The sequence below is a fragment of the Stenotrophomonas sp. STEN056 genome (assembly GCF_056759635.1).
On the sequence record NZ_JBRRDL010000035.1, the window covers coordinates 1 to 12,358 of the forward strand.

A 12,358-nucleotide genomic window follows, 5' to 3' on the forward strand; every position below is an offset into this window, starting at 1 on the left:
CACCGAGATCCCTCACGACAGCCTTGGCGGGCTGACGCCCGCCGAATTCCGCCAATACCACGAACCGGAAACCTCTAATTTAGCCTGGCATTGAAATACGGGAAGTCGACACATACATGCTATTTGGATTTGGCGGCTGTCCCCATTGCCAAAGTTTTACTTTTGAGCCGTCCGGACGCAGGCCGAATATCTGAACCGCTCGTGCGGCTCCGTTTAATCCGCACTCATATCCGCCAGGATTGACGCTGCACTGCTCCCCATTTTCGTAAACGAAATAGAGGCGCTTATCGGAAGCAGTAAGCCAGTTGTATCCAAAGTGCCCTCGAAGTCCGAAGTTTGAATTCCAGTTCAACTCGATCCCAAGCGGCTTCTCGCCTGGAGTGGAAAATACTTCTAGTTTCTCAGTCTTATTGGCAGTTGCTATAACAACTGGATTTCCCGCAGTTGCTACCCCGAGCGCGTCATCACAACCCCCATCCCCGACAAACGCGGCGCGCGAATCAACTGGGGCAGGTACGGCCTGGATATATTGGATGGGTTAAAGCCGACGACCACTGAGATAGAGCCAGCAGTCATAAGAAGCGGATCGGGGCTCTGAAGTCGATACCCTCGAACCTGTACTGTATCTAGCGTTCCGGGGCGGGTTTCTGCTGAGGCAGCTCCAAAGAAAGCCGCTATTGCTATGCATATAGTTGCGAAAGTGCGAGCATTAATAATCCTTTTCATATCTACCCTCCATGACTAAAGGCACATTCTTGGCATTAGCGCAATTAATAGATTTAAAAGGGGCGACTCCTGGCTGTTCCAGTTCGTTGACAGGGTAATTCAGTCGACACTACCGGGATTCTTGCGATGCTTTCAAATGGAACCAGTGCATGGGTGCCAAGGCTTCGTGATTTCCCTTGTCAATCCTCGATTGATGTTTTTGAGAAGTCAATCCGGCTGCACATGTCAGTAATTAGCCGGAGAGGCCGTAGGCACTTCGTAGCCAAAAGGGGTTCTACCCCGAAATCACGGACGGTTGTGGAACCGCTCGATGTATTCGAACACATCGGCCTTTGCCGCATCGAGTGTTGGGTAGCTCATCCGGTATATCCGCTCGCGCTTGAGCATCCCGAAGAAGCCTTCGCATGCAGTGCTGTCCCCGCAATGTCCCACCGCACCCATCGAACAGACCCATCCGTTGGCTTTCAGATAGCGCTGATAATCGCCACTCCGAAACTGACTGCCACGATCGGAATGTAGGATTACCGGACGGTGGCCTTGACGCTGCCAGACCGCCATCTGCACCGCTCGAATCACCATCTGCCGGTCTTGTCGATGATGCATTGACCAGCCCACGACACGCGGGGCAAACAGGTCCAGGACAATACATAGATACAGCTTGCTCTGTTGCGTCTTGATCTCGGTGATGTCGGTGACCCTCTTGGTCTCTGGCTCAAGCGCAGTGAAGTCCCGCTGCAGCCAGTTACGCACGCCAAGGCGGCCAGCGCAGGCCGGCCGCGCGGGCCGCGACGTTTGGGCCGGGGCCAGCCCTGCAAGCTATCTGCCGCTATCAATCGAGCCACGCGATTAAGGCTGACGGTGTCACCTTCATCCACCAAGTCTTCCCGCATCCGGCCTGCGCCCAGCACGCCGCGGCTGTCTTCGTGCAGTTCGCGGATGCGACCGAGCAAGCGCTCGTTGTCGAGTTGGCGAGGGCTGGCCAGGCGCTTGCTCCAGTCGTAATAGCCGCTGGCCGATACCCGCAGGCATCGGCACATCAGCCGAACCGGAAACGCATCGCGGCAACGTTCGATCACCTGGTATTTCAGGCTGATCCCTTGGCAAAGAACGTCGCCGCTTCTCGCAGAAATCCCGTTCCTTCTTCACCCGCGCCAGCTCGCGCTTGAGATGAGCCAGCTCTTCGTCGCGGGGTGTACCCGTGCCTGCAAAGGCCACTGAGGCTTGGCTTCTGGCCTCTCGCCTCCAGCGAGTCAGCAGGGAGGCCCGAATCCCCAGCTCTCGGGCCACCTGAGCGCAGCCGACGCCCGCCTGGTTGGCCTGCTCAACCGCACCACGCTTGAACTCTGCGCTGAAACTTCCTTCGCTTCAACATGAACACTTCTCAAGACCTTGGTCGGCCTTCTCGTAAATGTCCGTGAAAACGGGGGTGAACCCCACGCGACCTTCCGAGCAGGAAACGCCCGAAGCCTTCGCCTCAGGTGTTCCAAGAGCCGGAACCTCAATCACCGTCCTGGATGGTGTCGGACGCCCCAGGTGCGCTGACCACTCACGCTGCAGGTCGAAATCTACGTTGTTGCAGTAGACCTGCATCCACGGCTCCCAAGAGTGGACCAACTTCCGACAATCCAACTTGGGAACTTGAACAACATTGCGCTGAGGCTCTCCCACGCGCGGCGCGCCACGACCAGCGCCACTGTGGATCTGCTGTGCTGCCAGCGCGCCGGCCACAGCCAGCAACGCGATACCGACGATCCCCCTGAACATTCCCCGCTCCATGCCGAATGTGTGCCGACATCATTAGTGTCGAGGTTGGCGGTGTCCACCCGCCGATTTTCCTCTCCAGATTGCACGGGAACACATCTGCTCGACTACCTGAGATATACCAAATCGCCGAAAGTGCAGTCCTGGTACATGAATGCCCGCCTCGGCCTGTTTGAGCACGGTAATGGTCTTGCTATCGCGAAAGCGGGACTTTTCATGGAACCTCCTCGGGTCAGATTACGAGAGAGTTCCACTTCCAAGGTCCGCTAATTGACAGGGAGTACCCATCTTTCCGCCTCAATCAGGGGGCGATGCCCACGATGACAGACGATGCTTTGAACAGCACCGTTGCCGTGCAGCCTTCGCGCAGTTCCAGCGTCGCAGTGCTGGCCCGGGTGATTACCGCCACCACGCTGCAGCCATGGCCGATGTCCACCACCACTTCATCGTTCACCGCCCCTTCGGTGATCCGCTCCACCGTTCCGGTGAACTGGTTGCGCGCCGAATAGCGCGCACCATCGCCTTGCGCCACGATCACCGACGAGGCCTTTACCAGCGCATAGGCCGGCACACCCACCCCCAGTCCCAGCGATTCCACACTGCCATGGGTGATCGTCGCGACCACCGCCAGGCCCGGCGCCACTTCGATCTGCACTTCGTCATTGACCGCGCCGGTGGCCAACGCGCTGACCCGGCCATGGAACTGGTTGCGTGCACTGGTGATCATGCCGATTCTCCGGATCAGGGCCAGATCCTCGTCCAGCCCCGGGGTGGCCTGCAGCGACTGCAGGAAAGTACGGTGTGCGCGCTCGACCTCCTCGAAACGGGTGATCAGCTGGCGACCGCGCTCGGTCAGACGCGCGCCGCCACCGCCACGACCGCCCACGCTGCGCGCGACCAGTGGCTCGCCAGCGGCGCTGTTCATTGCATCCACTGCGTCCCAGGCGTTCTTGTAGGTCATGCCCATGCGCTTGGCGGCCTGGCTGATCGAACCACACGCATCGATCAGGCCCAGTAGAGCGAAACGGCCGCGGCCGCCCAGGCTCTGCCCGGCAATGCTCAGCGACAGGTTTCCCTGCAGTTCCAACGGCGCCCCGGCCTCGCTCATCGTGCTTGTGTCCCTGCGTTCGCGCGAGCGGCCAGTGTACGGCGTAGCCATCCTGCCCCGGGCTTGATATCGGTCAAGGTTGCCGCGCAGGCCAGCGCCGAGAATCCCCGGGTCGGTCATCAAGTTGACCCCTGCCAACCGTTATATCATTTTGGATATAACGAACCCGAGGACTCGCGAGGATGCGTACCTGCCGTTTCGTTCTACCCCTGTCGGCCCTGCTGTTGCCGCTGACCGCCGCTGCGGCCGACGCCGCCTCGCCACCGCCGGTGTTCACGCTGGGCACGATCGATGTGCATGCCGAGCGCGGCACCTCGCCCACCGTGGCCGAGCGCAGTCTCGACGCCGACCGCATCCAGCAGTTGGACCGCAACACGGTCGGCGATGCGGTCAGTGTGCTGCCGGGGGTCAGCCTGGCGCGCAACTCGCGCAACGAGGACATGGTCTACCTGCGCGGCTTCGATGCACGCCAGGTGCCGGTGTTTCTTGATGGCATTCCGCTGTACGTGCCCTACGACGGCTACGTGGATTTCGGCCGCTTCACTACCTTTGATCTCGCCGAGATTCAGGTCGCCAGCGGCGGGGCGTCGCTGCTGTACGGGCCGAATATCCTGGGCGGTGCGATCAACCTGGTCAGTCGCCGGCCGGAACGCCCGCTGGAAGGCGACGTGCGGCTGGGCATCGCCGATGGCGGCGAACGCAAAGCGGCCATCAACCTCGGCGGCCGCCGTGGCGACTGGTACTACCAGCTTGGCGCATCGATCCTGAAAGCCGATGAGTTCCCGCTGCCGGATGGTTTCGTCGACTACAAGCGCGTACCCACCGACACCGGCAAGGATCGCCGCAACGCCTCGCGCGACGACCGCCGCCTGTCGTTCAAATTGGGCTATACCCCGCGCGAGGGCGACGAGTACGCGATCGGCTACGCACGCCAGGATGGCGAAAAGGACAACCCGGTCTACACCGGCACCGCGCGCAGCGGCATCCGCTACTGGCGCTGGCCGTGGTGGGACAAGGACAACCTGTACTTCATCGGCAACACACGCCTGGGCGAACACACCACGCTGCGCACCCGTGTCTACCGCGACACCTATGGCAACGGCCTGAACGCCTATACCGATGGCAGCTATCAGGTGGCAATGGACAACAGCAACTTCCCCAGCATCTACGACGACCGCACCGTCGGCGGCTCGGTGACCCTGGCCACCACAGCCCTGCCCCGCCAGGAACTGCAGTTCGCCATCCACTACAAGGAAGACCAGCACAGCGAGCGCAACCCGCACTCGCCGAACAAGGACTTCCGTGATGTCACCACCTCGGTGGCGATCGAAGACCGCGTTGCGCTGACCGATACCTCGCACCTGCGCGTGGGCATCGGCCATGACCGTCGCGACGCCAAGCGCGTGTACTTCTGGCCAACCGGCAGTACCGATGCCACCAATGCGGTGCTGGAGTATGTGCAGCAGTTGGCGCCGGACCAGCAGTGGTATGCCAGCGCCGCCCGGCGCACGCGCTTCCCGACCATCAAGGACCGCTATTCGGCACGCATGGGCGCCGCCCTGCCCAACCCTGACCTGAAGGCCGAACATGCCACGCACTTTGAAGTCGGCCTGCGTGGCCGCTGGTGGGAAGGTGGCCAACTGCAGGCGGCACTCTTCCAAAGCCGCATCGACGACCTGATCCAGAACGCGGTGGTGGCTTCGCCCGAGTGTGGCGGCAGCACCTGCAACCAGGCGCAGAACATCGGCAAGGCCCGCCACCAGGGCGTCGAACTGGGCCTGCGCCAGCGCATCGGCGATGACTGGGACCTGCAGACCAGCTACACCTGGTTGCGCCGTACCAATCTGCAGAACCGCAGCGTCGCCCTGCTCGACAGTCCGCGCCAGCGCCTGTTCATGGCAGTGGGCTGGCAACTGCTGCCGCAGTTGAAGCTGCAGGCCACGCTGGAAGCAGAACAGGGCCGCAAGGTCAGTTATGCCGATGCGACACGGCCGGTACGCGATCTGCCCGGGCATGGCATCACCAGCGTCAAGGCCAGCTGGAGCCCGCGCGATGCCTGGGATTTCGACCTTGGCGTGCGCAATGTCGGTGACAAATGGTACGAGCTGGCCGACGGCTACCCAATGCCGGGCCGTACCTGGTTCGCCAATGCCAACTGGAGGTTCTGAACATGACCCCATCCTCGCCACCACGCATCGCGGCGATCGTGCATGACCACAGCGGCGACCCTGATGCCCTGCTGGCCGCGTTCGCCGCGCGCCAGCTGGCTGCCGGTCACCGCGTACGCGGGTTGGTGCACCTGCCGCACGAACCCACGGCCAACGGCAAGCGCATGACGCTGATGGACGTGACCGATCCCGCCTCGCGCTATCCGATCAGCCAGGCACTGGGCCAGGCTTCCTGCGGATGCAACCTGGACCCGGGCGGCATCGCCGACGCCAGCGTGGTGTTGCGCCGCGCGTTGCAGGACCACGCCGAGCTGGCCATCGCCAACCGCTTCGGCACGCTGGAATCAGAAGGTGGCGGCATGGCCGACGAGCTGCTGGCGCTGATGCTGGTCGGCATCCCGTTGCTGACCGCGGTGAAGCTGCCCTACCTCGACGCGTGGCGCCAGTTCACCGGCGGCATGGCCATCGAGCTGCCCGCCGAGGACGCAGCGTTGCAGACCTGGTGGGATGCCTGCCGCACTGCGCCGGAGGTCATTGCATGAGGCGGCGCGCCCTGCTGCAGGCATTCGCGCTGGCACCTCTTCTGGCCGCCAATGCAAAGCTGCTGGCGATGCCGGCCCAGCGCGTGCTGCGGCTGGGTGCGCCCAAGGCCACACCCAGGCGTGTTTTTGCGGCCGGCCCGCCGGCCGCGGTGCTGCTCGCCGCAGTGGCACCCGAATGCCTGCTGGGTTGGCCGATGAAGGTGTCGCCCGACGCGCTGGCGCAATTGCCGGCATCGGTGCGCACACTGCCGGTGGTCGGCCGTCTTGCCGGGCGCGGCAGCACGGTCAGCCTCGAACGCCTGCTCGCAATGCAGCCGGACCTGGTGCTGGATGCCGGTGATTTCGATGCCAACTACCGCGACTCGGCCGAGCGGGTCTGGAAGCAGACCGCCATTCCCTTCGAGTTGATTGCCGGCCGCCTGCCCGACCATCCCACGCAGTTGCGCCATGTTGGTAGGCTGCTAGGCGTTGCCACGCGCGGCGAAGCACTGGCGCAGGCGGCAGAGACGCAATTGGCGATGGTGCGCGAGGTGCTGGCGGCGCGCCCGGCAGCGACGCGCCCCACCGTGTATTACGGGCGTGGCAGCGACGGCCTGGAAAGCGGCCTGTCCGGTTCGATCAATACCGAAGTCATCGAGTTCTGCGGCGGCCGCAACGTGGCTGCCAGCGCCGGCGCTGGAGGTCTCGCCCGGGTGTCGTTCGAACAACTGCTGGCCTGGGACCCCGACGTGATCCTGACCCAGGACGCCGGCTTCGCCGCACGCGCACACCAGGATCCGCGCTGGCGCGCCCTGCGTGCCGTACGCGAACGGCGATTGCATTGCGCACCTGTACTGCCCTTTGGATGGCTGGACGGCCCGCCCGGCGTCAATCGTCTGCCCGGCCTGCCCTGGCTGCTGTCGAAGCTGCACCCGGGCACAACTCCCGCGTTGGCGCCGGCCGCATTGCGCGCCCGCGTCAGTGCACTGCATCAGCTGCTGTGGGGCCAGCCACTGCCGGCCGAGCTTGCCCGCACCCTGGATGCGAGTGCCTGAGATGCGCGCGCTTCCTCGTTGGGCATGGCATGCCGGCGGCTGGAGCCTGCTGCTGGTGATGCTGTTGCTGGCGTTTTCGGTCGGCCAATTCCCGGTGCGGCCGGCGGCGCTGATGCACGCCATCGGCTGGCAACTGTTCGGCATCGGTGAACCCAGCGCGCCTGCGCTGCAGGCCGCGCTCTGGCACGTCCGCCTGCCGCGTGTATTGGCCGCCGTGCTGATCGGCGCGGTGTTGTCGGCGGCCGGTGCGGCCTACCAGGCCATGTTCCGCAATCCACTGGTGTCGCCGGACATCCTCGGTGTCTCCGCCGGAGCCGGCCTTGGCGCTTCGCTGGGGCTGTTCCTCGGCCTGCCGATGCTGCTGGTGCAGGGCATCGCCTTTGCGGGCGGGCTGGGTGCCGTGGGCCTGGTGTGTTTGGTGGCAGCACTGGTGCGGCGGCACGATCCGGTACTGGTCCTGGTATTGGCCGGCGTCGCGGTGTCGGCGCTGCTCGGCGCCGGCATCTCACTGCTGAAGCTATTGGCCGATCCGTATACGCAATTGCCATCGATCACCTTCTGGCTGCTGGGCGGCTTGAACGCCGTGGTCATCGATGACCTCAAGGTCACTGCACCGCTGCTGCTGGTCGGGCTGTTGCCGCTGGTGCTGCTGCGCTGGCGGGTGAACCTGCTTGCTCTGGGCGACGAGGAGGCCAGTGCGCTGGGCGTGGCGGTCACCCCGTTGCGCTGGACGCTGATTGCAGCCGCCACGCTGTGCACCGCCGCGGCAGTGTCACTGGCCGGCATCATCGGCTGGGTCGGGCTGGTCGTTCCGCATATCGCGCGGCTGCTGGTCGGTGCCGATTTCCGTCGCCTGCTGCCGGCCAGCCTGTTGCTCGGCGCCAGCTTCCTGCTCGCTGCCGATACGCTGGCGCGCACACTGGCACCTATCGAACTGCCACTCGGCATTCTCACCGCCTTCGTCGGTGTGCCCTGCTTCCTGCTGGTGCTGGCCCGCAGCGAGCGTCGCCCATGACCGCCGCCGCACCGTTGCTGGAAGCACGAGGTCTGTCCATCGGCCATGCCGGTGTGGCGCTCGGCGCGCAGTTCGCGCTGTCGGTGCACCCCGGCGAGGTGCTGTGTCTGCTCGGCCCGAACGGCTGCGGCAAGACCACCTTGTTCCGCACCTTGCTCGGCCTGCTGCCTGCCGTGCGCGGCGAGGTGGATCTGCAGGGCACGCCACTGCACATGCATGACCGCGCTGCCCGCGCCCGCCGCGTGGGCTATGTCCCGCAGGCCGCCCCCCTGCCCTTTGCCTGGCGCGTGCGCGAAGTGGTGGCAATGGGCCGCGCAGCACATCTGGGCCTGCTGGCGGCCCCCGGCCATGCCGACGAAGCCATCGCGGAGGACTGCCTGCGCGAACTGGGCCTGCAGGCTCTGGCCGAACGCACCGTCACCACGCTCAGCGGCGGCGAGCGCCAGTTGGTGCTGATCGCGCGTGCGCTGGCCCAGCAGGCGCGATTGCTGGTGATGGACGAACCCACCGCCAGTCTCGACTTCGTCACACAGCTGCGAATCCACGATACCGTGCGGCGCCTGGCCGAACGTGGCATTGGCGTGCTGCTGTCCACCCATCAACCACAGCACGCGCTGCAGGTAGCCGACCGCATTGCCTTGATGTCCGCCGGCAGCCTGCAGGCACTGGGACCGGCCCGCGAGATCGCAACGCCCGAACGCCTCGCCATGCTGTATGGCGTCGATGCTGCCCGCGTCGCTGCCGCCCTGCCCGTCTTTGGAACTTCAACATGAATCACTCGCTACCGACCCCGATCGACCACACCGCACGCTACCGCCAGCACCTGCAGGCCTGCGGATTCCAGGCCAAGCCAGCCAGTGCCTGGGATGCGCGGGCCGTGCAATCCAGCTGGAAGCGCCGTCACGACGACTACAGCGAAGCGTTCCTCGCCAGGCTCAACCTCGACGGCGTGGCCACCGTGCTGGATGTTGGCTGCGGCCCCGGCCTGCTCAGCCTGCCAATCGCCACGCAGGTCGGCCACGTACACGCACTCGATTACAGCACCGGCATGCTCGACGGCCTGCATACTGCGATCACCCGCGACGAAGTCGCCAACATTACGCCGTGGGCGCTGTCATGGACCGATGACTGGCACGCGGTGCCGCACTGCGACCTGGCCATTGCCTCGCGCTCGCTGATGGTGCCGGACCTTGAGGCGGCGCTGCACAGGCTGGACGCGCACGCCCGCCAACGTGCCTGCATCACCTTCGCCACCGGCCCGCGCGCCGGCGTACCCGAGCTGGCGGAACTGCTCGGGCGCGACTGGGTGCCGATGCCCGACCACCGCTACCCGATCAACATGCTGCTGGACATGGGCCGCGAGCCGCAGGTCGACTACCTGCCCGAATCGGTACGTGACCTCGCCCAGGATGCCGATGGCCTGGTGCGCCAGGCGGTGGAACTGTTCGGCGCATTGGATGCCGATGAAGAAGCACGCGTGCGCCAATGGCATGCACGCTCGCCGCAGCATCGCTTCGGCATGGCGCCGACGCGCCGCTGGGCGTTCATCCAGTGGGCCACAAGCGAAACGTCCTAGCCCCGATGGACATCCCCAATCCAAAAACCCGTCTCCATCCCTGCCCTGGCAGGGAAGACAGTGCCGCAAAGCATTCCACTTTGAGCCCGGTAAATCACTTCGACCCTAAACCGCGCCACGCGGTCCGGGATCCAAGGGAGAGTTTGCCAGTCCGGCCAAGCGCACCTGTATCAATTCCAGCAGTGCCCGTACACGCGCAGTCACGGAATGACGGTGGCTGTAGGCCCCCAGTAACTGCAAAGAGGCAGGAGCAAGGTCCAGTGGCACCTCCTGCAATCGGCCCGCAGCAAGGTCTTCCTGGCAGGGATAGGCGGCCACGATCGCGAAACCGATGCCTTGCCGTGCGCCAGCCACGGCCAGTTCCCCACTGTTGACGCGATAGCGGCTGCGGACCGGCACCTTGACGATCTCGCCCGCAATGTTCTGGAACTGCCACGGTTGGCCCTTCAATGCGCTCAGGGTGGTGATGCAGGGCAGCGACTTCAGCTCACGCACATGGCGGGGAATGCCGGTCCTGGCCAGCAGTGAGGGCGCGGCAACCACGATGCTGGGCAGAACGGCGAGTTCGCGGGTGATGAAGGCGCTGTCTTCCTGATGGCCCCGGTGGAAGACGATGGAAAGGTCAACATCCTCTCGAAGCACTTCCAGCCCGGTCACCCGGGTGTCGCATTCGAGCTCGATCCCCGGATGAAGGCTGCAGAATTCGGCAAGGATCGGACCAAGCAGCCGTGGCGCCTCCCCCGGCATGCACATCTTCAGAGGACCGCGTAGTTCGCGCTGTACCGCACCAAGCTCCTCCTGCGTGGAGAGCAGAGTGTCCAGCAGCGGCTTGGCACGTTCGTAGAGCAGCCGCCCCGCTTCGGTCATGCGCAGATGGCGGGTGCTTCGTTCCAGCAGGCGTGTGCCGAGCTTGCGCTCCAGCGCGGCGACGTGGCGGCTGACGTTGGACGAAGGCATGGCCAATAGCCGCGATGCACCGGCAAAGCTCTGCTCATCAACAACTGCCGCATAGACACGGACGGCATTCAGATCGAGTGCATCGCGCATTTATTGTCCCGTTTCTGACATGAAAGCATCCAATTTTCACAAGCTAGTTCCCTTGAATGGCGAAATCTAACATGCCCTTTCGACAGATGTGACGCGGTGGAATGTACGCCGCGCCCCCATGAGCAGGAGAGTCTCAGCGTGGAAATTGGAATACTCGGTGGCGGCATTGCGGGCCTGAGCGTGGCACTGGCATTGCGCAAGCAGGGTTACAGCCCTCGGGTCTACGAGCGCCGCGCGACGCCGGCAACCATGGGGGCCGGCGTCACACTCTGGCCCAACGCCAGCTTTGTGCTGGACGAACTTGGGCTGCTGCAGGACATCGACGCCATCGGCGGACGGCCACTGACAATGTGTCGCCAGGATGCTGCCGGAAATGCATTGGGCGGCCTGGATATTGGCCTGCTGGACCGGACAATGGGATACCCAACCTACACCGTGTTGCGCAGGCACTTGCAGCAGGTGCTGCTGGACCACGCGGCACGGGCAGGGATTCCCGTGGAATTCGGGCATCGGGCGGCAGCCATTGAGCTGGATGCGGATGGCAGGGCCGTGGCGCAATTCGACAACGGTGTGAGCATCCGCCCGGATCTGCTCATTGGTGCCGACGGGCGCATGAATTCGGTCGCGCGCAAGTTTGTCGCAGGTGACAACACGCCCATCTATCAGGGCTTCGTGAACTGGATCGGTGTGGCGCAGAGCCAGCATGCGCTGGTAGACGGCAGTGCGATCCAGGATTTCTGGGGTGCCGGCGAGCGCTTTGGTTGCGTGCCGATTCGGCCCGGGCTGGTGTATTGGGCTGCAGCGCAGGCTCGCCCTCTATCCGAGGCTGTAGCCAGCGCAGATATGCGCAGGGAAGTTGAAGACCTGTTCGCCGAATGGCCGGAGCCGGTCGCAAAAATCATCCAGGCCACGCCGGCGAATGCCATCGGATTGATTGCGGTGCATGACCTGGAGCCGCTGCAGACGTGGAACCGGGCGAACGTCCTGCTGGTGGGTGATGCCGCGCATGCACCGTTGCCGACGTCCGGCCAAGGCGCGTGCCAGGCGCTGGAAGATGCGTGGCATCTGGCGCGGTGTCTGGAGGGTGCAAGTGCTGGCCTGGACGGCGTTTTTCAGGCGTTTTCGAGAATCCGTGCCCCCAAGACCAGAAGGCTGGCGGAACAAGGCCGGGGCTTCGCACGCGGTTTGTTTGCCACCGATCCCGAGTCCTGTCGCATCCGCAACGAACGGGCCAAGGCGTCCAATCCTGTGCGTGATGTGCAGCTCTTGGCCGCCGGATGGGGACAGGGCCTGCCAATGCCGGGTTGCGCCGATGACGTGCCTGCGCAAGCTAATGGCGGCGACAGCCTGTACCGTACTGAGTGATCTGCTTTCCAACGTA

10 protein-coding genes and 1 pseudogene are annotated in these 12,358 nt (G+C 64.3%); 7 read left to right on the forward strand and 4 right to left on the reverse strand.

Features of this window, described 5'->3' with window-relative positions:
- Positions 1-79: 79 nt before the first annotated feature.
- The 3 genes and pseudogenes from ACVOLO_RS15255 to ACVOLO_RS15265 all read right to left on the reverse strand — a co-directional run bounded on the left by ACVOLO_RS15255 (position 80) and on the right by ACVOLO_RS15265 (position 3,595).
- Positions 80-535, reverse strand: coding sequence for a DUF6531 domain-containing protein (locus ACVOLO_RS15255; RefSeq protein ID WP_481571206.1), 456 nt, complete (start codon positions 533-535; stop codon positions 80-82).
- Between the two features lie 485 nt (positions 536-1,020).
- Positions 1,021-2,098 (reverse strand): annotated as a pseudogene (locus ACVOLO_RS15260) (IS3 family transposase); the annotation flags it as partial.
- A 690-nt stretch (positions 2,099-2,788) separates the two neighbouring features.
- Positions 2,789-3,595, reverse strand: coding sequence for a TOBE domain-containing protein (locus ACVOLO_RS15265; RefSeq protein ID WP_481571168.1), 807 nt, complete (start codon positions 3,593-3,595; stop codon positions 2,789-2,791).
- A 182-nt stretch (positions 3,596-3,777) separates the two neighbouring features.
- On the opposite strand from ACVOLO_RS15265, the gene ACVOLO_RS15270 reads away from it, so the two are divergent.
- The 6 genes from ACVOLO_RS15270 to ACVOLO_RS15295 are packed head-to-tail and all read left to right on the forward strand — an operon-like array spanning position 3,778 to position 9,930.
- Positions 3,778-5,763: a TonB-dependent receptor plug domain-containing protein gene (locus ACVOLO_RS15270; RefSeq protein ID WP_481571169.1), complete on the forward strand. Its 1,986-nt coding sequence runs from the start codon at positions 3,778-3,780 to the stop codon at positions 5,761-5,763.
- Positions 5,764-5,765: 2 nt separating this feature from the next.
- Complete coding sequence (locus ACVOLO_RS15275; RefSeq protein WP_481571170.1) at positions 5,766-6,305, forward strand: DUF2478 domain-containing protein; 540 nt, start codon at positions 5,766-5,768, stop codon at positions 6,303-6,305.
- On the forward strand, positions 6,302-7,339 hold the full coding sequence (locus ACVOLO_RS15280; protein ID WP_481571171.1) for an ABC transporter substrate-binding protein: 1,038 nt from the start codon (positions 6,302-6,304) through the stop codon (positions 7,337-7,339). Before ACVOLO_RS15275 ends, ACVOLO_RS15280 begins: the two co-directional genes overlap by 4 nt.
- Position 7,340: 1 nt before the next feature.
- Positions 7,341-8,354 (forward strand): FecCD family ABC transporter permease, encoded by a 1,014-nt coding sequence (locus ACVOLO_RS15285; RefSeq protein WP_481571172.1) that lies wholly within the window; start codon positions 7,341-7,343, stop codon positions 8,352-8,354.
- The gene (locus tag ACVOLO_RS15290; protein ID WP_481571173.1) at positions 8,351-9,127 is read left to right on the forward strand and encodes an ABC transporter ATP-binding protein; all 777 of its coding nucleotides are present in this window, start codon (positions 8,351-8,353) and stop codon (positions 9,125-9,127) included. The genes ACVOLO_RS15285 and ACVOLO_RS15290 overlap by 4 nt, the downstream gene beginning before the upstream one ends.
- Positions 9,124-9,930 carry a class I SAM-dependent DNA methyltransferase gene (locus ACVOLO_RS15295; RefSeq protein ID WP_481571174.1) on the forward strand — a complete coding sequence of 269 codons (807 nt, stop codon included), beginning with the start codon at positions 9,124-9,126 and terminating at the stop codon, positions 9,928-9,930. Before ACVOLO_RS15290 ends, ACVOLO_RS15295 begins: the two co-directional genes overlap by 4 nt.
- A gap of 105 nt (positions 9,931-10,035) precedes the next feature.
- On the opposite strand, the gene ACVOLO_RS15300 is transcribed toward ACVOLO_RS15295, so the two are convergent.
- Entirely contained in the window at positions 10,036-10,977 is a 942-nt protein-coding gene (locus ACVOLO_RS15300) for a LysR family transcriptional regulator (protein WP_481571175.1), read from the reverse strand.
- Positions 10,978-11,115: 138 nt separating this feature from the next.
- Between ACVOLO_RS15300 and ACVOLO_RS15305 the strand changes: the two genes are divergently transcribed.
- Positions 11,116-12,342 carry an FAD-dependent monooxygenase gene (locus ACVOLO_RS15305; RefSeq protein ID WP_481571207.1) on the forward strand — a complete coding sequence of 409 codons (1,227 nt, stop codon included), beginning with the start codon at positions 11,116-11,118 and terminating at the stop codon, positions 12,340-12,342.
- Positions 12,343-12,358: the final 16 nt, after the last annotated feature.